The organism is Mycobacterium sp. IDUB_39 (genome assembly GCF_055419205.1).
This window is the reverse complement of record NZ_JBVAXF010000001.1, coordinates 1,318,998-1,343,742: the sequence shown is the minus strand read 5'-3', so window position 1 is coordinate 1,343,742 and position 24,745 is coordinate 1,318,998. Positions and strand designations below refer to the sequence as shown.

Sequence of the window (24,745 nt, the reverse complement as noted above, 5' to 3'; positions counted from 1 at the left end):
CGGGGATCGCGCGGTCGTCAGCCTCCTTGGGACGGTCGGCGATGTTGATCATGTCCTTGAGTTTGCCCTGGCCGGTTTCGTTGCGGCCCTGCGCTTTCCGCCGAGTACGGCCCGTGCGCAGTGCGGTCTTGACCAGCCGGGCCAGCTCCCCGCGCGGCTGAACATAGAGGGCCTGATAGATCGTCTCGTGTGACACCCACATCTCCGGATCGTCGGGGAAGTCCTGCCGCAGCCGTTCTGCGATCTGCTCGGGACTGTGCCGCTTCTCCAAGCGTGCCACCACCTCGGCGAGCAGGGCAGGGTTGTCCTTCAGCTTGCGACACTTGGGACGCTTGCGGTTGGCGTCGGCCACGTCCTGGCCGATCCTGGCCCGATACCCCGAGGTGGTCTGCCCCTTGACGATCTCGCGGCCAATCGTGTCGCGGTGGCGGTCGAGCAGTTCAGCGGCCCGCCCCGCGGTGCAGCCGCCCTCGAGCAGATCCTCGAGCCGGCAGCGCTCAACGAAGGTCAACGGCGCACGCGGCCGCCGACACGACACGATCTCGAACACCGCGGGACGCTGGGTTCTGGGCACGTAACCAGCCTGTTTGACCCACATCAACGCCGACATCTCCGACACGCCCGCGATTTGAGCGGCCTGCGCGGTCGAGGCCCCCGATCGCATCGCCGCCCAGAATGCCTCACGCACTGCGTGCGAATACCGGGTCCCCTGATGACCGGCAGGTTTCCAGCCCCCGACCCTGGCCCAGGTGTAGCCCGTCGTGAACGACACACCAGCGATGGTGGCGGCTCGAGCCGGCGACAACCCCGATCTCACCGCGGTCCAGAAATCCTCGCGCGCCGATTCCGGCACCGCTTTGCTGCCCTGCCTACGAAACGCCATCGAACAACACCCCTAACCAACTCAGGTGTTGCAGCGACCGATTGAGACTGAGGCGCGAATCACGACGCTCATGCAGATCTCGCGGCGGGAACCTACACCGGTAGGGTGCGCTTATGACGGGTCAGACGTTCACCTTTGAGGTCAACCGGACCAGCAGTGCGCCACCGGCGACGCTGTTCCGGCTGGAGGCCGACGGCGCCCGGTGGAAGGAGTGGGCCAGGCCCGTCGTGTTCCAGTCCAGCTGGGAGACACAGGGTGAGCCTGCCCCCGGGGGTGTCGGCGCGGTGCGCAAGGTCGGGCTCTGGCCAATCATGATGCGCGAGAAGACCGTCGAGTACGAGCAGGACCACAGGCACGTCTACACGCTCATCGGCCCGTCGACACCGGCGAGGGACTATCACGGCGAGGCCGTCTTCACCGCGAACGCGTCGGGCGGCACCGACATCTGCTGGCGCGGCTGGTTCACCGAGGGCGTGCCCGGCACCGGCCCGATCATGCGGGCGGCGCTCAAGGGCGCGATCCAGCTGATCTCGCTGCGGCTCATCAAGGCCGCCGAACGCGAAGCCTCCGGCGCCTGACCCGTCCGACAATGCCGACGTCGACGCGACGTCGGGTCGCCATGGGCCTCGCCGCGTTGTTGGTGGCCGTCCCCGCCGTCGGCGTGCTCGGCACCCTGGCGCCCGGTGTGCCCGGGCTCGGCCTGGCCACCGGCTTCGTGTCACCCCTGATGTCGTGGGTGGTGCTGGTCGCCCTCGTCGGTGGCCTGCTGGCTCTGGGGCTATGGCTGCGCGGCCGTGACATCCCGTCCGCTGCCCTGGTGGTGCTGGCGGTGCTGACAGTCGCCGCTGGCGGCGTGGTGGTGGGCAGGCAGGTGGCCGCCGTCGAGGCCGTGGGCGCGCGCATCGACCTGATCCAGACGCTGGACGTGTGGTCGAAGGCCACCGCGACCCCCGACGCCGAGGTCACCTACACGACGTTGGGCGCAGAACCCTTGGCGCTCAGCGTTTACCGGCCGCCACCGGGCCGACCGCCCGCGCCAGTGCTGTTCTTCGTGCACGGCGGCGGGTGGGTGGCCGGTGACCGCAACGCTCACGCCGCCGATCTGCGCTGGTTCGCCGACCAGGGCTGGCTGACGGTCACCGCGGACTATGCGCTGTCCGGACCGGACCGCCATCTCTGGGACGTCGCGCCCGACCAGATCGGCTGTGCGCTGGCGTGGGTGACCGCCAATGCCCACACCTACGGCGGGGATGCGACCCGACTGTCGCTCACCGGTGACTCGGCGGGCGGGAACCTCGCGATCAACGCCGCCTACATGGCGGCCAACGGCACGCTGCGGTCGTCATGCGGTGGGCGGCCGCCCGCGGTGTCGACGGTCAGCGCGCTGTATCCGGCGGTCGACCCCGCGGACCTGCACGGCAACGATGACACCGTCCTCGGCGACACCTCTCGGGATTTCGCCACCGCCTATCTCGGCGGGTCGCCGGCCGAGTTCCCACAACGCTATGCCGCGGTCACCTCGTCGTCGCACGTGAGCGCCGCCGCGCCACCGACGCTGCTCCTGCTCGGTGCCGATGACCACCTGGTCCCAACCAGCGGCGCGCTGCGGTTCGCCGAGCGAGCCCGGGCCGCGGGTGTCGATGTCGAGGTGGTGTCGATACCGCACGCCGACCATGTTTTCGACGCCCGCACCGGCAGCATCGGCCAGCAGGCCTACCGCCAACTGACCGCCGCGTGGTTGCGCGATCACGGCCAGAAACCGTGATCACCGGCCTACGATCGAGCAGATCACGACAGTAGCGGCCAGGTGCCGCTCGGGAGGTCGCCGATGACCGGAGCGGGCACCTCCGCGCGGCGGGCGACGACGTCCCTCGCGCTGGTGGTGAGCCTGCTCATTCTCCTGGCGCTGGCGCTGCGCGGGCATCTGCCCGGCGCGACGACGCAGGTACGCGAGCGCGCGCCCGACGACTCTGTCTCAGCGGTGGTGGTTGTCGGGCTGCTCCTCGCCGCGGTGGCCGTCATGGTCGTCGCCGTCATCACCCGGCTGCGCCGCCGCGTCGCGGGCCCCGGCCCGGTGGCGAGTAGAGCGATGTGGCAGCGCGCGGACCGGAGCGAGACCACATGGCGAATGGCGCTGATCGTCTTCGGTGTGATCGGTGGCTGGCTGCTTCTCGTCGTGTACCTCAGCGGGCTGCTCCCCGGCATCGCGGTCGAACCACCTCAGCCCGGTGCCCCTGCGCAGACCGCACCGTCCGCGCCCGACCGGCCCGGCGATGTTCCACCCTCGCCAGATCCCTCGGCGACGTCGCCGTCGCATCTGCTCGGCTACTTCTACGTCGCGACGGTCGTGTTCCTCCTCGTTCTGGTGGTTGGCTCCATCGTGGCGGGACGCAGGCGAGGGGATACACAGGTCCTCGTCGACGCCTCGCCCGGTGAGGTGACCGTACCGCAGAAAGCGTCCGAATCTCTTTCCCGCGCAGCAGAAGTGGGCCTCGCCGAGGTGGGTGACATGAGCTTGGAACCACGCAGGGCCATCATCGCGTGTTACGCGGCTATGGAGCGTGAACTTGCGCAGGTGCCCGGCGCCATTCCGCAGGACTTCGACACCGCCTCGGAGGTGCTGGCGCGTGCGGTCGAGCGCAACGCGTTGCGGTCCGACAGCGCAACCGAACTGGTTGATCTGTTCGACGAGGCGAGATTCAGCCCGCACGTGATGACCGAGACGCACCGCGGGGCGGCGGTCGGGGTGCTGCAGCGCGTCCTGAACGAACTGGGGAGCCTGAGGTGAAGCGAACGCTGGCAGCGGCACTGCTCGTCATCGTCGGCATCGAGGCTGTTGCGTTCTCCCTGCCCGACCGTCGCATGGTGCCATGGCTGGCTGGCGGTGTGGCGGGGATCGCGCTGCTCGCCATGCGGTGGTACGTAGTGCGCGAGCCCGCATCGCTTGTCGACGAGACGCGGGCACGTGATCCGGCGGAGTCGTTGCGACGGTGGCTGGCCCGCACCGAGACTCAGATCAGTTGGGCCGACGGCAGCCGCGCCGACTGGGACAAGCACCTGCGGCCCATGCTGGCGCGCCAGTTCGAACTCTCCACCGGAGCGCGAAGCTCGAGGAATCCCGAGACACTGCGCGCCACCGCGCGGATGGTCTTCGGCGATGAGCTGTGGGCCTGGGTCGACCCCAACAACGTCCACTCCGGCGACCGCAACGCGCCTGGGCCAGGACGGGGCACGCTCGACGAGATCCTGCAACGGCTGGAGAGGACGTGACCCAACGTGGCTAGCTCCGTGACGACGACCGCCGCGCAATGTGAGGCGGTGCTCGACGAGATCCAGCGGGTGGTCGTCGGGAGACGCCCCGCGCTCACCCTGATCCTGATCGCGGTCCTGGCGCGTGGCCACGTGCTGATCGAGGACCTGCCGGGGCTGGGTAAGACCCTGATCGCCCGATGCTTCGCCGCCGCACTGGGTCTCGACTTCACCCGCGTGCAGTTCACCCCCGACCTGCTGCCCGCCGACCTACTCGGGTCGACCATCTACGACATGCAGTCGGGACGGTTCGAGTTCCGGCCCGGACCCATCTTCACCAATCTCCTTCTGGCCGACGAGATCAACCGCACACCACCCAAGACCCAGGCTGCGTTGTTGGAGGCGATGGCTGAGGGGCAGGTCAGCATCGACGGCGCCACGCACCCACTCGCCACGCCGTTCATCGTGCTGGCCACCGACAACCCCATCGAGTACGAGGGCACCTACCCGCTGCCGGAGGCGCAACTGGACCGCTTCACGATCCGGCTCGAACTGCGCTACCTCAAGGGCGACGACGAGGTGTCGATGCTGCGCCGTCGCCTGGACCGGGGCACACCGGACGTATCGGTGGACCGCGTTGTCGACGCGAAGGACGTTCTCGCCATGCGAGATTCGGTCGAGCAGGTCACGGTGCACGAGGATGTGCTGCACTACGTCGTCGCCCTGGCCGCCGCGAGCCGGCAGCATCCGCAGGTCTCGGTCGGAGCCAGCCCCCGCGCGGAACTGGACCTGGTCCAACTGGCTCGTGCGCGCGCATTGCTCTCCGGTCGCGACTACGTGATCCCCGAGGACGTCAAGGCGCTCGCGGTACCCGCCATGGCGCACCGGATCAGCCTGCGGCCCGAGATGTGGGTCCGGCAGGTCCGCAGTGTCGACGTCGTCGAGGAGCTTCTGCGTCGGGTGCCCGTACCCCGTACTGGCGGCGCATCGCCGTGATGTCCGACCGTCGCAGCGTCGACGCCGAACTGCGCTGGCGCGCTTCGCCGATGGCCCGGTCGATTGCGACGTGCATCGCGATCGCCCTGGCTGCCGCCGCGCTCACGTCAACATGGCAGCTCGTCGCGTTCGCAGCACCCCTGCTTGGCGTCCTGGTGTCGGTGTGGTGGCAGCGTCGTCCGCCGAACGTGACCGTGCACGCCGAACCCGCGACGCAACGTTGCTTCGAATCCGAGGAGACGCGGCTGACGGTATGGGCGACCGCTGACGACGGCACACCCGTTGACCTCGAGATCGTCACTCCCGCGGGGTTCTCCTGCGAGTCGACGGAGATGCCTGACGGCCGAATCGAACTGGCCTGCACCGCGCAACGCTGGGGCCGCTATCCGATCTCGCTCCGTGTCGCCGTGGCCGCCCGCGGTGGCCTGTTCACGGGAACCGCGACCGCCGAGGTGAGTGAGCACTTCGTGTTCCCGATCGCACCGACGGCGCAGACGGATATGCCCCGCACCGAGCTGCTCGACCGCCTCGGCACCCACATCACCCCGCACATCGGCAGGGGCGTCGAGTTCGGCAACATCCGGTCCTATGTGCCGGGCGACCAGCTGCGGACCGTGAACTGGCCGGTGAGTGCGCGGCGCGGCAGCCTGCATGTCACCGAGCGGCTCAGTGAGCGAGCCGCCGACGTGGTGGTCCTCGTCGACACCACCGACCAGCCTCCCGGGCCGGCGACCGACGCCACCGAGCGCACAGTGCGCGGCGCCGTGCAGGTGGTGCAGAGCGCGCTGCGCAGCGGCGACCGGGCGGGTGTGGTGGCCCTCGGCGGCACGCCGCGCTGGCTCGCCCCCGATATCGGCCGCCGCCAGTTCTACCGCGTGCTCGACGCGGTGCTGGCCGCTGGCGACGGATTCGAGCCCACCACGGGAACACTGGCACCGCGCGCCGCGATCCCGTCCGGCGCGATCGTCGTCGCCTTCTCGACGCTGCTCGACACCGACTTCGCGCTCGCTCTCATCGACCTGCGCCGGCGCGGGCACGTGGTGGTGGCCGTCGACGTGCTGGAGGGCGCCCCGTTCGCCGACGAGCAGGACCCGCTCATCAGACGGATGTGGTCAATGCAGCGGGCCTTCATGTACCGGGACATGGCCACCATCGGCGTCGAGGTGGTGGCGTGGCAGTCCGACAGCACGCTCGATCAGGTGATGCACCTCGTCCCGGATCACCGACGCCGCACGGGTGGTCGCTGATATGCGCGCGCTGCGCGCCTTGTCGGTGGCATTCGGCCTGCTGATGGTGGCCGCGGCCGCCATTGGTACCCGCGGGCCGTCGCTGGCGGTGGTGGCGGTCGCGGTGGCTGCCGTGGTCGTCGGGGCCGGCACCGGGGCTGTTGGCGCGGCGACGTTCGCGGTGGGGTGCACCGTAGTGCTGCTCGTCCTCTCCGATCCGCCGCCCATCGTCGCCGCGCTCGCCGGGCTGGGTGCCACCGCGTATCTGGTGGTGCGCCACTGTGCACGCGTCGAGGAGTCCGCGTCCTGGCCGACTGTGGCTGGGGCGGTCGGCTTCTCGGCGGTGGGGATGGCGGCGGTGCTCATCCCGGTGGACGTGGCGTGGCTGCCGCTGGCGGCCCCGGTCGCGGTGCTGGCGGTCTACCTGATCGTCACCCGGCCCTACCTGGCCGGACGCGGTGAACTGCAGTGATGCGCTACCCGGCGCCGAGCGCAGGCGCGACGACCGATGCGAAGTCCTCGAGCGATCTCAGTGTGACCTTCTTGTCCGCGATCGACTCGAAGTAGCCGGCAATCCGTGTTGCACCGGTGGTTTCGATGAACTGCCCGAGTTCGTCGATGACTTGGGCCGGTGATCCCACGATCGCCTGGTCGGCGACCATCCGCGCCATCGCATCCGGGCTCGCTGGTCGGCCGTCCGGCATCAGATGTCTGTTCGAGCTCTGCGGCACGTGCGGGTGGTCGCCGGCGCGGAAGGACTCCCGAAGTGCGTTGGCGAGTTCGTCGCGCCGGCCGGGTGCCGAATCGACGACGATGATGAGGGTGTGCACGTGCGCCGGCGCGGGCCCCTGCCCGCGTAGTTCGCCATAACGGTTCTCCACGGTGACACGGGCACCCACCGGTGTCGCGAAATAGTGTTGGAGGGCAATGCCGTTGCGGGCGGCGAACTCAATCCCCGGATCACTCGACGTCGCCAGCAGCAGCTCGGGATGCGGGTGCGTGAGTGGTGGCGGCTGCACGTCGACGACATCGTTGGCCCGTGTCGCAGCGTCACCAGCTGGTCGCGCCCAGATGTCCAGCAAAGCTTGCGCGCTGGCCAGTGGTTCGTCATCCCACCGGGTGAAGTCCACGCCGAGCACGTCATAGTCGCGCCGGTACCCGCCACGGCCCAATCCGAGCGCAAACCTGCCGCCACTGAACTGGTCGAGCAGCGCGGCGCGCTCGGCGAGTTCAACCGGGTGCAGCAGTGGTGACAACACCACCGCGGTCCCGACCTGGATGCGCGTGGTGCGACCGAGCAGGAAGGCGGCGGTCGTGATTGCGCTCGGATTGATGCCGAAGCGGATGAAGTGGTGCTCGGTCACCCAGAGTTCGTCGTAGCCCAGCTGCTCGGCGGCCGTGGCCTGCTCGGCAGTCAGGTCGAAGACGGCCTCGGGAGTCTCGCCCAGATTCGCTCCCATGTTCAGCAGCACGCCGAACCTGACACTGTCATCCGCTTTGATCACGAACTTAGGGTAACCTAAGTGAGTCGCTCGCGGTGTGGTAGCCCTGGGCGTATCGACGCAGGTCAACGCAGACCCTGAGGCGACGTCGCGATGCACCTGGGCTAGGGTGGTCGTTTGATGACACGTGTCAATTCTGGGGCCGGGGCAGGCGTGACCGGGGACCGAAGCTGGATCGCTCGCCTGCTGGAGTTCGACCGCCGCGGCGACGACCTGTTCGTCGTGCCGAGCCCAAGCGGCGGTCCCGGCGACAGGCTCTTCGGTGGGCTGATCGCCGCGCAGTCGCTGGCCGCCGCGGGGGCCACCGTCGAGCCCGACAAGCTGCCGCAGTCGCTGCACCTCTACTTCGTGCGGGGCGGCGAGTACGGCGTCGACGTCGAACTGCAGGTGGAGCGCACCCGCGACGGCCGGTCCTTCGACACGCGTCGGGTGACCGCCGTACAGCACGGCAAGGTCATCCTCGAGATGATCGCGTCGTTCCACCGCCAGGAGGACTCCGCCGACTGGCAGCCCACGGTGGTGCCCGCCGTCGCATTCGATGACGCGGTGCCCAAGAGGCCGGCGATCGGGTTCGCCGACCGGTTCGACATGCGCGTAACACCAGGGGACGACACGGTGTTCGCGGTGCCGCCGTTCTGGATCAGGACGCACGACGCCATCGAGGACGATCCGCTGATCCGCGCCTGCACCCTGGCATTCATGTCCGACTTCGGACCGGTCCCGATCGCCCGGCCGCCGGACGCTCCCGCGGGTGGCGATGTGGGGTACGCCGCCAGTCTCGACCACGCGGTCTGGTTCCACCGACCGTATGACCCGCGCCGCTGGCATCGCTACGAGGTGAAGCCGCTCAACCACAGCGACTCCCGCGGCCTGGTGGTGGGATCGCTGTACGCCGACTCCGGTGAACTGGTCGCCAGCACCAGCCAGGAAGCGCTCTGGCGGTTCTAGCCGACGCAATGCGGAGTCCTGCGTGCGCCATGTCCGGTCCAGCTGGAAGAGTGGTCGTGTGAGTACCCCGTACCCGCATGCCCCGCAGGGCGCGCCCCCGAGTTGCTACCGGCACCCCGACCGGTCGACGTACATCCAGTGCACGCGCTGCCAGCGCTTTGTCTGCCCCGAGTGCATGCGTACCGCGCCCGTCGGGCACCAGTGCGTCGACTGTGTCAACGCGGCGGCCCGGTCAGTCCGGCCAGTCAGGACCGCGTTCGGTGCCAAGCAGCACGCGCGACCGCTGGTCACCTACATGCTGATCGCGGTCAACGTCGTCATGTTCGTGCTGCAGAAGACCAATGATGAGGTGTATCTGCAGTTTGTGCTGTGGCCAGAGGGCATCGCGTACTACGACCAGTACTACCGTCTGGTGACCTCGGCATTCCTACACGCCGACGTGATGCACATCCTTTTCAACATGGTCGCTCTGTACTTGATGGGACCCGCGCTGGAATTGGCGTTGGGACGTGTCCGTTTCATCGGCATCTATGCGATGAGCGGACTCGGTGGGTCGGTGCTCGTCTACCTGCTGAGCCCGGTCGATGCGCCGACGCTGGGCGCGTCAGGCGCGATCTTCGGTCTCTTCGGTGCCTCGCTGATCCTCGCCCGCAGGCTGAACTTCGACGTACGGCCGATCGTGGGACTGATCGTGATCAACCTCGTCATCACGTTCGTCGTGCCATCGATCAGCTGGCAGGGCCACGTGGGCGGACTGCTCACAGGTGCCGCGATCGCTTGGGTCTACGGGTATGCACCGCAAGCGAATCGGACGTTGATCCAGGCGGGGGCCACGGCCGCCATGCTGGTGCTGTTCGCGGCGCTCATCTGGTTGCGGACCGCGAGCCTGCTGACCGGCGTCGGCTAGCGAGTCCTCAAGGACTGGGCGGGGCCCCGCAGCGGTCCCGCAGGTCCACCAGCGGTTGACGGATACCCGCGATCTCGGACTGCTCCTGCGGATGATTCGCCAGGTAGGACTGCAACTTCGTCGACACCTCGTCGCGGGAGAGTCCACCAAGACTCGACTCGTAGGTGTTGAGGTCGGGATGGGAGAACAGGTACGCCGAGGTCGACGCCGATACGCCGGCGCGGACGCCCTCGAGATCGGCGGCGCTGCAGTTCGACGGGTTCGCCGCGGGGTCCTCGTTGGCGAACGCCGATGCGACGCCCCCGAACAGGGCGACGCTCACCAGACCGCCCGCCAGGACGGCACCCGTAGCCACACGGCGCCTCGTGGATGTGCAAAGTGACATGACAGCTCCTTCGTAGGTTGAGTCGAGTTTGGGTGAGCGGACGCACCGACGGCTGCCCGCCCAAGGTGATTCACAGGTCACTGGTGTGCGGCTCACAGGGTGGCGTTGATGCGCACATCGTCCAACGATCGCGAAACGCCTTGATAACGAGCCGACTACGGCGCGTGTGGCTCGAACGCCCTGGTGATGTGCGCTGTTAGGTTCCCCGGGACACAACGCTCAAGAGATGGGGTCCCACCGGTGTTGGTGGTGAAGAAGAAGGTCCACAGTTTTTCTGACCGCGACGGTCCTGCCCGCAACGATCCTCCCCGCGGCAGTCACGCCGGTAGAGGCGTGCGCCGAACTCTGGTGGCACTGCTGACGATGGTGATGCTGCCCGCGCTGGTCGGTGTCGTGGCGCCCATGCCGACCGCCGGTGCATACTCGCGCGAGGGCCTGCCCGTGGAGCAGCTCGACGTGCCGTCACCGTCGATGGGCCGCAACATCCGCGTCACGTTCCAGGGCGGTGGTCCGCACGCGGTGTACCTGCTCGACGGTCTACGGGCCCAAGAGGACGCCAACGGCTGGGACATCAACACGGCCGCATTCGAGTGGTACTACGAATCGGGCCTGTCGCTGGTGATGCCCGTGGGCGGACAGTCCAGTTTCTACACCGACTGGTACCGGCCCGCGGTCGGCAGCGCCGGCCCCGTGACTTACAAGTGGGAGACGTTCCTGACCCAGGAACTGCCCGCCTGGCTGGCCGCCAACCGCGGCGTCGCCACGACCGGCAACGCAGTCGTGGGCCTGTCCATGGCCGGCGGCGCCGCGCTCACCCTGGCGATCTGGCATCCGGCCCAGTTCATCTTCGCGGCCTCACTGTCGGGATTCCTCAATCCCTCACAAGGGTTGTGGCCCACCATGATCGGGTTCGCGATGAAGGACGCCGGCGGGTTCAACGCCACCGACATGTGGGGTACCACCAGCGATCCCGCGTGGGCGCGCAACGACCCGACGGTCAACATCGCGACGCTGGTGGCCAACAACACCGCCGTGTGGGTGTACTGCGGCAACGGCCGTTCGTCGGATCTCGACGCGCCCGGTGACTTCGGGACGATGTACAGCGCGCAGTTCCTCGAGAACATCACCATCAACACCAACAAGGACTTCCAGAAGAAGTATCTGGCGGCCGGTGGCCGCAACGCGGTGTTCAACTTCCCGGCCAACGGCACGCACAGCTGGGGCTACTGGGGCTCGCAGCTACAGGCGATGAAGCCTGACCTGCAGCGGGTTCTCGGTGCGCTGCCGCCAGCACCCCCGGCTCCTGTGGCGGCTCCGGTTCCCGTGCCGGCTGCGGTTCCGGTGCCGGCTGCGGTTCCAGTGCCGTAGCCCACTCGGCGCGTCGATCGAGCACAAGCTGGGTAGAGGTAGGTCATGGCGACCGTCGACGTCTCTGTCTCCTCCGCCCTCTCACCCGATGAGGCCTGGGCCCTCGCGTCGGACCTGGAACGGTTCGATGAGTGGCTGACCATCTTCGGCGGGTGGAAGAGCCCAGTGCCCGGCGTCATCGACAAGGGCACCACGGTGTCGTCGCTGATCAAGGTGAAGGGGTTTCGCAACACCATCCACTGGGAGGTGACCGAGTACGCCAAGCCGACCAGCATCGCCATGCGGGGCAGCGGGCGCGGTGGCGTGCACATCTTTCTCAAGATGAGGATCGTCGACGATCGCCCGGGCACCACCTTCCATCTGACCGCCGACCTGCGCGGTGCGCTGCTGGACGGTCCCATCGGCAGCCTGGTCGCCAGGGTGATCCGCGGTGACGTGTTGCGCTCGGTCAGCAACCTCGCCGCGCTGACCGCACGATGAGTTTCGTGCCCCGCCGAAGTCTGCACACCGAACGCGAATTCGTTGAACGCGAATTCCAGGGGTCAACTGAAGGGAAGCGCATGGGTGCGCTCGACGGCAAGGTTGCATTGATCACCGGAGGTGCGCGCGGGCAGGGACGTGCGCACGCGACGACGTTGGCGCGGGAGGGTGCCGACATCGTGCTGTGCGATATCGCCGGCCCGGTCGAGGAGGTCGACTACCCGCTGGCCACCCCGGCCGACCTCGAGCAGACCGTGCAGGCGGTGGAGGCCCTGGGCCGGCGCGCCGTCGCGGTCACGGCCGACGTCCGCGACCTCGCGGCGATGGAGGGCGTCGTGCACAAGGCGGTGAGCGAGTGCGGTGGCATCGACATCGTGATCGCCAACGCCGGGATCGCCAGCGGCGGTCCGCTCGCCACCATGTCGGCCACGCGCTGGCAGACCATGATCGACGTCAACCTGACCGGGGTGTTCAACACGTTCCGCGCCGTCCTGCCACACCTGATCGAACGCCGCGCGGGACGCGTCGTCGCGACATCGTCGGTCGTCGCCACCACTGGGGCGGCCGGCGGCGGCCACTACGCGGCGGCCAAGGCAGGCGTCGTCGCGCTGGTGAAGTCGGTGGCTCACGAGGTCGCCGAGCACGGCATCACGGTCAACGCGGTGCTGCCGGCCGGGGTCGACACCACGATGATCCACAACCTCGACACCTACCGGGTGATCCGGCCGGACCTCGAGAAGCCAACCCGAGCCGACGTCGAGGAGGTCTTCGCCAAGGGCCGCCCGCGGCCGGGACTGCTCGAGCCCGAGGACGTCGCCAACGCCGTGCTCTACCTGGTATCGGACCAGGGGCGCTGCAAGACCGGTGAGTACCTCACGCTGTCCAACGGGCTGGACTAGCGGCCGATACCGATCAGGCCCGGCAGCTCAGCTCCATGCTGTCGGTGTCACGCGCCAGGAAGTTGACGCTGACATATCCGTTGGCGGGCTCGCGCACGTAGTCGAGGTAGGGCTGGGTGTCGGGCATGTTGGTGTTGTCGGCGACGACGAGTGCACCCTCGGACAGCTTCGGCTCGAGCAGCTTGATGACCGGGAGGTAGAACTCCTTCCAGCCGTCGAGCAGGACGAAGCCGATGGGACCGTCGATATCGGCCAGGGTCTGCAGTGCGTCGCCCTCGAGCACGGTGATGACATCGGAGAGCCCCGCGGCGTCGAAGTTGCCCTTCGCGGCGGCGATCTTGGCCTTGCTCAACTCGGTCGTCATGACGCGCCCGCTGCCGTTGTCGCGTACCGCGGCCGCCAGGTGAATCCCGGACAGCCCCAGCGACATCCCGAACTCGACGACGGTCGCCGGGCGGGTGGCCCGAACCAGCGCGTACAGCAGTCGGCCGGCCTCTGGCGTGACGGGCATGTAGACGTCGCTCAGCGCGTCGGCGCGTTCCTGCGCGGTGGCCGATGACATGTCGATTCCGTCGAACCGGGCGCGCAGTGTGGACATCTGCTCCCGGGACTCCGTGTACATCCGGTCCAGGGCTGAGGCGACGGGGGTGTCTTCGAGCGTTGTCATGGCGCCGACGCTACGCCGACGGGCTGTGTGCGTCCTGGGTCCCTTATGGGTGACTCAAATGGTGGTGACGTAGCCGCCGTCGATGCGGACGTCGGAGCCGGTGATGTTGGCCGAGCGATCGCCGGCCAGGAACAACGTCAGGTCGGCGACCTCCTGCGGGGTGGTGAACCGGCCCGTCGCCGAGCCCGCGACGGCGGACGTCACGATATCGTCGGGCGTGGCGCCACTGGCCGCGGCGAACTGGGCGGCCACGCCGTCCTCGGCGAGCCACAGATCGGTGGACACTGGCCCTGGGCTGACGGTGTTGACCCGAATGCCCTTGGGGCCGAACTCCTTCGACACGCTCTTGGCGAAGTTGGCGAGGGCCCACCCTCTAAGCGCTTCGCTCAAACGCGTTCTGCGCCCGCGCAACCGGACGCTGACTAGCCTAGGTCGGCATGCCGCCCCCCTCAGCCGTGCGAAAGGCCGTCACCGGTGCCTCCATCGGCAACGCCGTCGAGTGGTTCGACTTCGCCATCTACGGGTTCCTCGCCACGTACATCGCCGCCAAGTTCTTCCCGGCGGGTAATGACACCGCGGCGCTGCTGAACACATTCGCCATATTCGCGGCCGCGTTCTTCATGCGCCCCCTCGGTGGCTTCGTGTTCGGGCCGCTCGGTGACCGCATAGGTCGCCAGCGGGTGCTCGCGGTTGTCATCCTGCTGATGTCCGCGGCCACTCTGGCGATCGGTCTGCTGCCCACCTACGAGGCGATCGGTGTCGCCGCACCGCTGCTCCTGCTGTTCCTGCGCTGCCTGCAGGGCTTCTCGGCGGGCGGGGAGTACGGCGGCGGCGCGGTCTACCTCGCGGAGTACGCGCCCGACGACCGGCGCGGCCTCATCGTGACGTTCATGGCGTGGTCGGGTGTGGTCGGCTTCCTGCTCGGGTCGATCACCGTGACGGTGCTGCAGGCGGCGCTACCCGCCGCGGCGATGGACTCCTACGGGTGGCGCATCCCGTTCCTGCTCGCCGCGCCGCTGGGCATGGTGGGGCTCTACATCCGGCTGCGCCTGGACGACACCCCGGAGTTCGCTCGGCTCAGCAGCACCGACAACGTGGCGAAAAGACCGCTGCGCGAGGCTATTACGACGTCTTGGCAGTCGATTCTGCAGGTCATCGGACTGTTCCTGATCTTCAACGTCGGCTACTACGTGGTGTTCACGTTCTTGCCGACCTACCTGATCAAGACACTGGAGTACTCGAAGACGGCGTCGTTCACATCGATCACGCTCGCCAGCCTGGTCGCCCTGGTGCTGATCCTGCCGTTCGCGGCACTGTCGGACCGGGTGGGGCGAAAACCGATGCTGATCGCCGGGTCGGCGTGTTTCGCGGTGCTGGCCTACCCGCTGTTCCTGCTGCTGAACTCCGGATCGCTGGCGGCGGCCATCACCGCGCACTGCATCCTCGCGGCGATCGAGTCCGTCTATATCTCGGCGGCCGTGACCGCGGGTGTCGAGCTGTTCGCCACCCGGGTGCGCTACAGCGGGTTCTCGGTCGGCTACAACATCGCGGTTGCCGGATTCGGTGGCACGACGCCGTATGTGGTGACGTGGTTGACCAGCCACAACGGGGTGATGGCGCCGGCGTTCTACCTGATCGCTGCGGCCGCACTATCGCTGGTTACGGTGCTCGGTCTGCGTGAGACGGCCGGTGACCCGCTGCGCGCCGGGTCGCGGCCGCCTGACGTATTGCACGACGCCGCGCGTTGACATGCCACGATGTGCGGTGTGGGCGTGAAGGGACCGGTATCGAACAAGTCGGCTCGGCCGACGGTATCGAACAAGTCGGCTCGGCCGACGAAAGCCGACGTCGCGCGCCTGGCCAAGGTGTCGGCCGCGACGGTCACCTACGTGCTCAACGACGTCGCGGGCCAGACCATCTCGGCGCAGACCCGGGCCGCAGTACACGCGGCGGCCAAGGAACTCGGGTACCGGCCCAACCTCGCCGCACGCAATCTCGCCCGCGGCGGTAGCGGGGTCATGCTCTACGTCGTCCCGCGAATCTCGCTGGGCGACTTGCTCATCGAGGTGGGTAGCCGACTGACCGCGGCGCTGGCGCGACACGGCGTGGTGCTGTCGCTGCAGTTCGAGACCGAGGACGGCCGCAACGTCGTCGACGCGATCGCCGACCTGAACCCGATCGCGGTGACGAGCGTGTTCCCGCTGGGTGGCGCCGCACTGCAGGCGGTCACCGGCGCGCGCATCCCACAGATCCACCTGGGCAGTGCGCAACTGCATGCGATGGGCGCGCTGCACCTGACCATCGGAGACATGCGGGTCGAACACCTGGTGTCGAGGGGGCATCGGCAGCTGGCGTTCGCGTTCTCCGATATCGAGCAGGTGCGCCCGCTGGGGGAGTACTGGCTCGAGGGTCTGCGGGTGGCGGCGGCAGGCCGAGGACTCCCCGATATCGCGATCGGATCGGTCGCGATGGACGGAACCGATGCCGCCGACGTGGTCGCAGGCTGGGTGGCCGACGGCGTCACCGCGGTGTGTGCGGAGAGCGACGAGACGGCCATGGTGGTGCTGCACGGTATCCGGCGGGCCGGGCTGAGGTGTCCGGAGGATCTGGCGGTGATCGGCGTCGACGCGAGGCCGCTGGGTGCGGTGAGCGCGCCGCCACTGACCTCGGTCGGATTCGACGCCGAGACCATCGTCGACGTGTCCGTCGCGGCGATGATGGCCGAGCTGGGCTACCCGTCCGTGACGGAGCCGAGCAGCCAGAACGTCGCCCATCTGATTCAGCGCTCCTCGACCTGAACTTGCGCAGAAGCTTGTCCGGCGATCAGGCTGCCGTGTAACTTACGCGTGTAAGCAATGCTCTCGCAGCCCTCAGAGAGGCGGACCGCGGTGACCCTCAGCGCGACCAGTGATGTGTACTTCGACCCATACAGCGTCGAGATCAACGCCGACCCGTACCCGGTGTTCAAGCGACTCCGCGAGGAGGCGCCGCTGTACTACAACGCTCAGCACGACTTCTACGCGTTCAGCCGCTACGACGACGTCAACAAGGGCATCGTCGACCACGGCCTCTTCAGCTCGGCCAAGGGCGCGATCCTCGAGCTGATCAGGGCCGACTTCCCGATTCCGTCCGGTGTGCTGATATTCGAGGATCCCCCGATTCACGACATTCACCGGAAGTTGTTGGCGCGCATGTTCACACCGCGCAAGATCGCCCTGCTCGAGGCGAAGATCCGGGACTACTGCGCCGAGAGCCTCGATGCGGTGGTTGGCGCGGGCAAGTTCGACTTCGTCGCCGATCTCGGCGCCGTCATGCCGATGAAGACCATCAGCGCGCTGATCGGCATCCCCGAGGGCGACCAGGAGATGATCCGCGAACACGTCACCAGCCAGATGAAGACCGAGGCGGGCAAGCCGATGAAGGCCGCCGAGGAGGGCCTGGTCAGCGGTGACATCTTCGCCGACTACGTCGCCTGGCGGGTCGACAACCCCTCGGATGACATCATGACCGAGCTGCTCAACGTCGAGTTCGTCGACGAGACGGGCACCACCCGCAAGCTGACGCGTGATGAGCTGCTCATCTACATCAACGTTGTCGCCGGAGCGGGTAACGACACCACCACCCGCCTGATCGGTTGGGCCGGAAAGGTTCTCGCCGAACATCCCGATCAGCGAAGCCAGCTGGTCGAGGACCCCACGCTCATTCCCAAGGCCGTCGAGGAACTCGTCCGCTTCGAGCCGCCGGCACCGCACGTGGCGCGCTATGTCACGCGTGATGCCACGTTCTACGGCCAGACCGTGCCGCAGGGCGCCGTCATGATGATGCTCATCGGCGCCGCCAACCGCGATCATCGCCAGTTCCCGCCCGACGGCGAGGCTTTCGACATAAATCGCGAGCAGAGGGGACATCTCGGTTTCAGCGTCGGCGCCCACTACTGCCTGGGCTCCTCGCTGGCGCGACTGGAGGGCCGGATCGCGTTGGAGGAGATCCTCAAGCGGTTCCCGGAGTGGGAGGTGGACCTGGCAGGTGCAGTGTTCTCCACGACGTCGACCATTCGCGGCTGGGACTCGATGCCGGCGTACGTGAAGTGACTGCGGCACTGGTGGTTCCGAGTGACTGGAGTGAGATCACCCCGGCCTGGCTCACATCCGCGCTGAATCGGCACCACCCCGACGCCGTCGTTGACACCGTCACAGTCGACATGCGCGACGACGGCACCAACCGGCGCGCCCGTCTGGCGGTGACCTACGCCGCCGGGGCGGGTCCGGCGACGGTGTTCGTCAAGGCCGTCGACCCCGATCACAAGGCGATGATCAAGCTCACCAGTGGCCTGCTGCACGAACCGAGGCTGTTCAACTCGAACATCGCTCTGCCGCTTGAGCATCCGCTGGTCTACGCCGCGCCGATCGATGAGGACGCCGAGGAGTTCCTCCTGGTCATGGAGGACCTGAATGCGCGGGGTGCCGACCCGCGCGACGCCACCCGGCCGTTGACTCCTGCACAGGCGATCAACGGGGTCCGTGGTCTGGCCCGCATGCATGGGCGGTACTGGGGTGCGCGCGTCGAGCGGCCCGAACTCGACTGGCTCGAACCGTTCGTGCCGTGGGACGGCATGGAGTACGCGCCGCTGCCCGCCGCGCTGGAACGCCTCGGCGATGACGCACCCGCCGCGGTGCACGCGCTGAGCATCGGCGCGCTGATCGAGGACGTGTGGAAGCCCTACATTCGCACCCTCACCATCGGGCCGACCACGCTTCTGCACGGCGACGCCCACGTCGGCAACACCTACCTAGTTCCGGACGGTTCCGGAAAGCACACGGTCGGCTTCCTGGACTGGCAGGTCGCACGGCGCGGCAACTTCGCCCTGGACCTGGGCTACTTCCTGCAGGGCGCGCTGAGCACCGAGGACCGCAGGCGCAGCGAGCGCTCGATCCTCGAGGCCTACCGCGACGCGCTGGGGTTACCCGCCGACGAGATGCCCTCACTCGACGAGATCTGGCTGCGCTACCGGGCCTCGGTGGCTCACGGCCTGACGCTGTGGCTGTGCACGGCCAGTGCCGGGGAACTGTGGCAGCGTCCCGATATCGCACTGGCACTCGCGCAGCGCTACTCGGCGGCATACGAGGATCTGCAGACCGCCGCCGCCATCGCGGACCTGCTGTGACCCGGGTGCTGCGCGCGCTCCCGCGAGGTGCGGGGACCTACGTCACGTTGTGAACTACGCCACCTCCGTTAACCTGGGTTCAACGCGATCGCGTCTACATCAACAGGGGAGCGGATATGGCAATTCGAGTGCTGCCGTACGTCACCATTGACGTCGACGACCGCCTTCGGCGGCGCGTGCGTCGCGTCACCGACGGGGTGCGGCTCAACGTGAGGTCCTACCTGCTCAGCGCCGCCGACGACGTCGACACCGCCGGGGAGCGGGTCCGCGACCTGTGTGACGCCGCAGTGCATCGCGTTGACACCGTCGTCGCGAGGGTCAACGACCGCATCGACCCGCCGGGTGCGCCCGCCAAGGCCGATCGCGCAGGTGACACTGGTGCCGAGACCGCCGTCGAGGGCGGTCGACTCGAAGCGGTCTAGCGGTCCCTCTACGGTGTAGGCGGCGGGGGTCGTCGCAGAACCAATGAAGGGATGCCAAGGACGGTGCTGACCCACGGGCTCGTCGTCCTGCTATCGATCTGCGCGGCCATCTTCATGGCCATCGGCATCGTCGTGCGCCAGCGCGCCACCATGGACGTGCCGTCCGAACTGGGTGTCAGCACCGTCATGCTCACCACGCTGCTGCGTCGACCGCTGTGGTGGTTGGGCACGACAGCGGCGGTCCTCGGCTACGTCTTCCAGGCGCTCGCGTTGATCAAGGGATCGTTGATCCTGGTTCAGCCGCTGCTGGTGTCGGCGCTGCTGTTCGCGCTGCCGCTCAGTGCGCGTATGGCCGGTCGCCGCGTGACCCGCGGCGAATGGTTGTGGGCCGGCCTGCTGACCATCTCGCTCGCGGTGTTCGTGCTCCTGGCCCGGCCAGGCCCGCAGCAGCAGGCCGCCTCGATACCGACGGCGGCGATCGTCGGTGCCGTGTGCCTGCTCATCATCGTCGGCTGTGTTGTCGTGGCCGTGCGCCTCGGCGGCTGGCAGCGCGCCGTCCTGTTGGCGGTCTCGGTCGGCGTCCTGTTCGGTGTGGTCGCCGTCGTGACCCGGGTGGTCATGCACCTCGCCGACCAGCGCGGTCTGCTGAGCCTGCTCACCACGCCGGCCCCCTACGCCCTGGTCGTGCTGGGCGTCGTCGCAACGTTGTTGCAGCAGTCGGCGTTCCACGCCGGCGCGCTACAGACATCGGTGCCGACGATGCTGGTGCTCGAACCCGTCGTGGCGGTGGTCCTGGGCGCGCTCCTGCTCGGTGAGGCGCTCGAGGCGGGCCGCTACCAGGCGATAGCGCTCACGGTCGCCATCGCGGCGATGACCGCGGCCACCGTCGCGCTAGGTCGGGACGAGGGTGCGTACGAGGCCGAACTCGAGATCAAGGCAGCGCGCCGACCGGTGTGACCCGGTACCCGATTCAGAGCAGCGTCGACGTGAAGTACACGACACTGCTCATGGTCGGCTGATCGCCGTCGGCCGGTGGAGGCGCCGGGAATCCGTTGGCGGCCAGCAGGTCGCTCATCGGCGTGGCGACCGACGTCCAGCCGAGGGCGCCCAGGTACTCGCCGACGTCATTGCGATCGCCGGTGAAGCTCAACTCGGAGAAGTCGAGTTCGAAGCCGTGCTCACGCCACTTGGCGGTGGCGTCGCGCATCTGCGCCCTGGCCTCGTCGGTGAAGGCGTCCGCGGTGCTGGGCACCGCTTCACTGCCCAACCGGCTGCCGGGCACGCTGAGCGCGGTGATCGCGTCCAGAAGATGGTCCTGGGCCTGCGGCGGCAGGTAGCCGTAGAGTCCCTCGGCGATCCACGCCGCGGGTAACGCCGGATCGAAGCCGGCGGCCTGCAGCGCTGTCGGCCAGTCCTCACGGAGATCGATCGCCACCGTCTTCAGCTCGACCCTGGGGTCGGCGCCGAGGCCGGCCAGGGTCGTGGTCTTGAACTCGATGACTTCGGGCTGGTCGATCTCGAAGACCGTCATGCCCGCCGGCCAGTCCAGTCGGTAGGCGCGGGCGTCAAGGCCCGACGCCAGGATCACGGCTTGGCGGATTCCGGCCGCCGCGGCGTCGGCGAAGAACGCGTCGAAGTAACGGGTGCGGGCCGCCATCGCGGCGGGCATCTGCTGCAGCCCCCAGGTGGCGCCGTCGACGTCGAGTGCCTCGGTGTCGATCTGGCCGGTGGCCCAGCGAGTGAGAAAGTCCACACCGACGGCGCGGACGAGGGGCTCGGCGAAGGGGTCGTCGATCTGCTCGGCGGTCGTGGCGATGGCGCGCGCCGCTGCCACCATGGTGGCCGTCGCTCCGACGCTCGTGGCCAGGTCCCAGGTGTCGTCATTGGTGCGTGTCATCGTGTGCGCCTCTCGGTGTGGATTGCTTAGCTAGTGTAACGAGTGGGGCCACTCAAACGTTCCCTGGCAGGGAACTTGCAGGTCACGCACAGCCGGGCATATCTTTAGTTTTGCTAACGTTGTATCAGTCGGCGAGGCAGCGTGGCCCGCCACAGCAGACATCCCGCGATTTGTTTAGAGGCTCCCTTATGTCCATTGATGAGCGCGAAGCGCGCTACGAGCGCCGCATCGCCGACCTTTTCTCCAACGACCAAGAGTTCGCCGCCGCCAAGCCCGACCCCGCCGTCGTCGCCGCCGTTGCCCGCCCCGGACTGCGCCTGCCCGACGTCGTCCGCACCGTGCTGGAGGGTTACGCCGACCGGCCGGCGCTTGGCCAGCGCGCCGTCGAGTTCGTCACCGATGACACCGGCCGGACGACCACCCGATTGCTACCTCGCTTCGACACCATCACCTACGGGCAGCTCGCCGAACGTGTCCGGCCGCTTGCCGCCGCGCTGCACGACGGCCCGGTCGCCCCCGGCGGCGCAGGCCCAATCGTCGCCCCCGGCGACCGTGTCGCCATCCTCGGATTCACGAGTGTCGACTACACCGTCGTGGACACCGCCCTGACCCAGATCGGCGCCGTCTCCGTGCCGCTGCAGACCAGCGCACCGCAGGCCCAGCTGCAGCCGATCATCGTCGAGACCGAACCCGCACTCATCGCCTCGAGCATCGACTACGTCGACGACGCCGTCGACCTGATTCTTGCCGGCCCCGCCCCGAAGAGCCTCGTGGTCTTCGACTACCGGCCCGAGGACGATGACCACCGTGCCGCCCTCGACGCCACGCGCGCCCGCCTCGCCGCCACCGGCGTCGTGGTGGAGACCCTCGCCGCCGTCATCGCCCGTGGCACCGAACTGCCTGCACCCCAGGGTGTTACCGGCGAGGGTGAGGATCCGCTCGCGCTGCTGATCTACACGTCCGGCAGCACCGGGGCACCCAAGGGTGCGATGTACCCCGAGCGCAAGGTCGCCGACATGTGGGGCGCCGGTGACGCGATGGCCCACTGGGATGAGAAGCAGGGCGCGGTGCCAGCCATCACGCTGAGCTTCATGCCGATGAGCCACGTGATGGGCCGCGGCGGTCTGTACGCGACGCTCGCTGCAGGCGGCACCGTCTACTTCGCCGCCCGCAGCGACCTGTCCACGTTCCTCGAGGACCTCGCGATGACGCGGCCCACGCAGATGAACTTCGTCCCGCGTATCTGGGACATGCTCCACCAGGAGTACGAGAGCGAACTGGCCCGCCACGGCGTCGACGCCGACGAGAGCCAGGTGCTCGCGGAACTCCGGCACAGGCTGATCGGCGATCGCTACGTCACCGCGTTGACGGGCTCCGCGCCGATCGCCCCGGAACTCAAGGCGTGGGTCGAGGAACTGCTCGACATGCACCTCATCGAGGGCTACGGCTCCACCGAGGCCGGCGCGGTGTTCGTCGACGGCCAGATCCGCCGCCCACCGGTGATCGACTACAAGCTGGTCGACGTCCCGGAACTCGGCTACTTCGGCACCGATGTGCCGCACCCCCGCGGCGAGCTGCTGGTCAAGTCCGATCAGCTGTTCCCCGGCTACTACAAGCGCCCCGAGGTCACAGCCGAGGTGTTCACCGCCGACGGCTACTACCGCACCGGTGACGTGGTCGCCGAGACCGGCCCGGACCAGGTCCGCTACGTCGACCGCCGCAACAACGTGCTCAAGCTGTCCCAGGGCGAGTTCGTCACGGTGTCCAAGCTCGAAGCGGCGTTCACCGGCAGCCCGCTGGTGCACCAGATCTACATCTACGGCAACAGCGCCCGGCCCTACCTGCTCGCGGTGGTCGTCCCGACCAAGGACGCCCAGGCTCGCTACGGGGCCGACGATCTCAAGTCGGCCATCAGTGCGTCGTTGAAGGACGCCGCCCGCACCGCCGATCTGCAGTCCTATGAGATTCCCCGCGACTTCATCATCGAGACAACGCCATTCACGGTCGAGAACGGTCTGCTGACCGGCATCCGCAAGCTGGCATGGCCGCGGCTCAAGGAGCGGTACGGATTTGAGCTCGAACAGCTCTACCTCGACCTCTCCGATGGTCAAGCGGGTGAGCTGCGCGCGCTGCGGCAGTCCGGTGCCGACGGCCCGGTGCTCGAGACGCTCGGGCGCGCCGCCCGTGCGCTGCTCGGTGCATCGGCCGCCGATGTCACGGGCGATGCGCACTTCTCCGACCTTGGTGGAGACTCGTTGTCGGCGTTGACATTCAGCAACCTTCTGCACGAGATCTACGGTGTGGACGTGCCTGTCGGCGTGATCGTCAGCCCCGCCAGCGACCTCGCGGCCATCGCCGCCTATGTCGAGGCGGAGCGCTCCGGCGCCGCGAAGCGACCCACCTACGCCGCCGTCCACGGCCGCGACGCCAGCGAGGTGCACGCCTCACACCTGACGTTGGACAAGTTCATCGACCCCGAAACCCTGTCCGCCGCAGCGTCTCTTCCGGGTCCGGCCGCCGAGATCCGCACGGTGCTGCTCACCGGCGCCACCGGATTCCTCGGTCGCTACCTCGCGCTGGATTGGCTGGAGCGAATGGATCTGGTCGGTGGCAAGGTGATCTGCCTGGTCAGGGCCAAGGACGACGCGGCCGCGCGCGCCCGGCTCGACGCCACGTTCGACAGTGGCGACCCGAAGCTGTTGGCGCACTATCGAGAGCTGGCCGCCGAGCACCTCGAGGTGTACGCCGGTGACAAGGGCGAGGCGAACCTCGGCCTTGACGATGCCGTCTGGCAGCGAGTGGCCGACACCGTCGACCTCATCGTGGATCCGGCGGCGCTGGTCAACCACGTGCTGCCCTACAGCCAGCTGTTCGGGCCCAATGTGCTTGGTACCGCTGAACTCATCCGCATCGCGCTCACCACGAAGATCAAGCCATTCGTCTACGTGTCCACCATGGCAGTCGGTGCGGGGATGAACCCGGCCGACAACACCGAGGACGCCGACGTTCGTGTCGTCAGCGCGACGCGCGCGGTCGACGACTCGTACGCCAACGGCTACGGCAACAGCAAGTGGGCCGGCGAGGTGCTGCTACGGGAGGCGCACGACCTGTGCGGTCTGCCCGTCTCGGTGTTCCGCTGCGACATGATCCTGGCCGACACCACCTACGCCGGACAGCTCAACCTGCCCGACATGTTCACCCGAATGATGTTGAGCCTGGTGGCAACTGGTGTTGCACCGTTCTCGTTCCACGAGACCGATGACGAGGGCAACCGGCAACGGGCGCACTACGACGGACTGCCCGTCGAGTTCATCGCGGATGCGATCTCGACCCTGGGCTCGCGCGTCACCGAGGGGTTCGAGACGTATCACGTGATGAACCCGTACGACGACGGTATCGGCATGGACGAGTTCGTCGACTGGCTGATCGACGCCGGTCACCCCATCCAGCGGATGGACGACTACGCCGACTGGCTGGCCCGGTTCGAGACAACGCTGCGGGCACTTCCCGAACGACAGCGCAACGCGTCGCTGCTCCCGCTGCTGCACAACTACCAGACGCCGCAGCACCCCGTGAATGGCGCGATGGCGCCGACCGAGAGGTTCCGGGCGGCCGTGCAGGACGCCAAGATCGGGCCGGATAAGGACATCCCGCACGTCACGCGCGAGGTGATCGTCAAGTACGTCACGGACCTGGAGCTGCTCGGCCTGCTGTAGAGCCACCCCGTCACCCGTCGAGATAGCGCTCACGGT

The 24,745-nt window shown here is 68.1% G+C and carries 24 protein-coding genes and 1 pseudogene; 19 read left to right on the top strand and 6 right to left on the bottom strand.

The annotated features are described in order from the left end of the window. On the bottom strand, positions 1–772 hold a 772-nt coding region (locus tag ACZY0X_RS06270), incomplete at its 3' end, for an IS30 family transposase (protein WP_463768709.1). 224 nt (positions 773–996) lie between these two features. On the opposite strand from ACZY0X_RS06270, the gene ACZY0X_RS06265 reads away from it, so the two are divergent. The 7 genes from ACZY0X_RS06265 (at position 997) to ACZY0X_RS06235 (ending at position 6,826) form a co-directional block, all read left to right on the top strand. Next, entirely contained in the window at positions 997–1,461 is a 465-nt protein-coding gene (locus ACZY0X_RS06265; protein ID WP_463768708.1) for an SRPBCC family protein, read from the top strand. Between the two features lie 11 nt (positions 1,462–1,472). Further along, positions 1,473–2,648: an alpha/beta hydrolase gene (locus ACZY0X_RS06260; protein ID WP_463768707.1), complete on the top strand. Its 1,176-nt coding sequence runs from the start codon at positions 1,473–1,475 to the stop codon at positions 2,646–2,648. A 63-nt stretch (positions 2,649–2,711) separates the two neighbouring features. Then, positions 2,712–3,671 carry a DUF4129 domain-containing protein gene (locus tag ACZY0X_RS06255; protein WP_463768706.1) on the top strand — a complete coding sequence of 320 codons (960 nt, stop codon included), beginning with the start codon at positions 2,712–2,714 and terminating at the stop codon, positions 3,669–3,671. After that, entirely contained in the window at positions 3,668–4,153 is a 486-nt protein-coding gene (locus ACZY0X_RS06250) for a hypothetical protein (RefSeq protein ID WP_463768705.1), read from the top strand. The genes ACZY0X_RS06255 and ACZY0X_RS06250 overlap by 4 nt, the downstream gene beginning before the upstream one ends. Positions 4,154–4,159: 6 nt before the next feature. Beyond that, on the top strand, positions 4,160–5,128 hold the full coding sequence (locus ACZY0X_RS06245; protein WP_463768704.1) for an AAA family ATPase: 969 nt from the start codon (positions 4,160–4,162) through the stop codon (positions 5,126–5,128). Continuing rightward, positions 5,128–6,375, top strand: coding sequence for a DUF58 domain-containing protein (locus ACZY0X_RS06240; RefSeq protein WP_463768703.1), 1,248 nt, complete (start codon positions 5,128–5,130; stop codon positions 6,373–6,375). The genes ACZY0X_RS06245 and ACZY0X_RS06240 overlap by 1 nt, the downstream gene beginning before the upstream one ends. 1 nt (position 6,376) lies before the next feature. Continuing rightward, positions 6,377–6,826, top strand: coding sequence for a hypothetical protein (locus ACZY0X_RS06235; RefSeq protein ID WP_463768702.1), 450 nt, complete (start codon positions 6,377–6,379; stop codon positions 6,824–6,826). A gap of 4 nt (positions 6,827–6,830) precedes the next feature. On the opposite strand, the gene ACZY0X_RS06230 is transcribed toward ACZY0X_RS06235, so the two are convergent. Then, the gene (locus ACZY0X_RS06230) at positions 6,831–7,859 is read right to left on the bottom strand and encodes an LLM class flavin-dependent oxidoreductase (protein ID WP_463768701.1); all 1,029 of its coding nucleotides are present in this window, start codon (positions 7,857–7,859) and stop codon (positions 6,831–6,833) included. Positions 7,860–7,976: 117 nt separating this feature from the next. Between ACZY0X_RS06230 and ACZY0X_RS06225 the strand changes: the two genes are divergently transcribed. Continuing rightward, positions 7,977–8,804, top strand: a complete 828-nt coding sequence (locus ACZY0X_RS06225) for an acyl-CoA thioesterase (protein ID WP_463768700.1) — start codon at positions 7,977–7,979, stop codon at positions 8,802–8,804. Between the two features lie 58 nt (positions 8,805–8,862). Beyond that, on the top strand, positions 8,863–9,711 hold the full coding sequence (locus ACZY0X_RS06220; RefSeq protein WP_463768699.1) for a rhomboid family intramembrane serine protease: 849 nt from the start codon (positions 8,863–8,865) through the stop codon (positions 9,709–9,711). Between the two features lie 7 nt (positions 9,712–9,718). On the opposite strand, the gene ACZY0X_RS06215 is transcribed toward ACZY0X_RS06220, so the two are convergent. After that, positions 9,719–10,066 carry a heme-binding protein gene (locus ACZY0X_RS06215; protein ID WP_463768698.1) on the bottom strand — a complete coding sequence of 116 codons (348 nt, stop codon included), beginning with the start codon at positions 10,064–10,066 and terminating at the stop codon, positions 9,719–9,721. 393 nt (positions 10,067–10,459) lie between these two features. Between ACZY0X_RS06215 and ACZY0X_RS06210 the strand changes: the two genes are divergently transcribed. From ACZY0X_RS06210 to ACZY0X_RS06200, 3 genes are all read left to right on the top strand, one after another. Further along, positions 10,460–11,464: an esterase family protein gene (locus ACZY0X_RS06210; RefSeq protein ID WP_463768797.1), complete on the top strand. Its 1,005-nt coding sequence runs from the start codon at positions 10,460–10,462 to the stop codon at positions 11,462–11,464. A 45-nt stretch (positions 11,465–11,509) separates the two neighbouring features. Beyond that, positions 11,510–11,944, top strand: coding sequence for a type II toxin-antitoxin system Rv0910 family toxin (locus ACZY0X_RS06205; RefSeq protein ID WP_463768697.1), 435 nt, complete (start codon positions 11,510–11,512; stop codon positions 11,942–11,944). Between the two features lie 80 nt (positions 11,945–12,024). Then, entirely contained in the window at positions 12,025–12,843 is an 819-nt protein-coding gene (locus ACZY0X_RS06200) for a mycofactocin-coupled SDR family oxidoreductase (RefSeq protein ID WP_463768696.1), read from the top strand. Positions 12,844–12,856: 13 nt separating this feature from the next. On the opposite strand, the gene ACZY0X_RS06195 is transcribed toward ACZY0X_RS06200, so the two are convergent. Together ACZY0X_RS06195 and ACZY0X_RS06190 are read right to left on the bottom strand one after the other, a co-directional pair. Next, on the bottom strand, positions 12,857–13,510 hold the full coding sequence (locus tag ACZY0X_RS06195; RefSeq protein WP_463768695.1) for an O-methyltransferase: 654 nt from the start codon (positions 13,508–13,510) through the stop codon (positions 12,857–12,859). Between the two features lie 54 nt (positions 13,511–13,564). After that, a pseudogene (locus ACZY0X_RS06190) lies at positions 13,565–13,876 on the bottom strand (SDR family NAD(P)-dependent oxidoreductase); the annotation flags it as partial. Positions 13,877–13,947: 71 nt separating this feature from the next. Between ACZY0X_RS06190 and ACZY0X_RS06185 the strand changes: the two are divergent. From ACZY0X_RS06185 to ACZY0X_RS06160, 6 genes are all read left to right on the top strand, one after another. Beyond that, positions 13,948–15,258 carry an MFS transporter gene (locus ACZY0X_RS06185; RefSeq protein WP_463768694.1) on the top strand — a complete coding sequence of 437 codons (1,311 nt, stop codon included), beginning with the start codon at positions 13,948–13,950 and terminating at the stop codon, positions 15,256–15,258. Positions 15,259–15,282: 24 nt separating this feature from the next. After that, positions 15,283–16,308 (top strand): LacI family DNA-binding transcriptional regulator, encoded by a 1,026-nt coding sequence (locus ACZY0X_RS06180; RefSeq protein ID WP_463768796.1) that lies wholly within the window; start codon positions 15,283–15,285, stop codon positions 16,306–16,308. A gap of 90 nt (positions 16,309–16,398) precedes the next feature. Further along, positions 16,399–17,601, top strand: coding sequence for a cytochrome P450 (locus ACZY0X_RS06175; RefSeq protein ID WP_463768693.1), 1,203 nt, complete (start codon positions 16,399–16,401; stop codon positions 17,599–17,601). Next, positions 17,598–18,674, top strand: a complete 1,077-nt coding sequence (locus tag ACZY0X_RS06170) for a phosphotransferase (RefSeq protein WP_463768692.1) — start codon at positions 17,598–17,600, stop codon at positions 18,672–18,674. Before ACZY0X_RS06175 ends, ACZY0X_RS06170 begins: the two co-directional genes overlap by 4 nt. Positions 18,675–18,790: 116 nt before the next feature. Then, entirely contained in the window at positions 18,791–19,096 is a 306-nt protein-coding gene (locus ACZY0X_RS06165) for a hypothetical protein (RefSeq protein WP_463768691.1), read from the top strand. 51 nt (positions 19,097–19,147) lie between these two features. Beyond that, positions 19,148–20,053: a DMT family transporter gene (locus ACZY0X_RS06160; protein ID WP_463768690.1), complete on the top strand. Its 906-nt coding sequence runs from the start codon at positions 19,148–19,150 to the stop codon at positions 20,051–20,053. A 13-nt stretch (positions 20,054–20,066) separates the two neighbouring features. Here ACZY0X_RS06160 and ACZY0X_RS06155 read toward each other — a convergent pair whose 3' ends face one another. Beyond that, on the bottom strand, positions 20,067–20,993 hold the full coding sequence (locus ACZY0X_RS06155) for an SAM-dependent methyltransferase (RefSeq protein WP_463768689.1): 927 nt from the start codon (positions 20,991–20,993) through the stop codon (positions 20,067–20,069). 188 nt (positions 20,994–21,181) lie between these two features. On the opposite strand from ACZY0X_RS06155, the gene car reads away from it, so the two are divergent. Then, on the top strand, positions 21,182–24,709 hold the full coding sequence (car, locus tag ACZY0X_RS06150) for a carboxylic acid reductase (protein WP_463768688.1): 3,528 nt from the start codon (positions 21,182–21,184) through the stop codon (positions 24,707–24,709). The last annotated feature ends 36 nt before the right edge of the window (positions 24,710–24,745 follow it).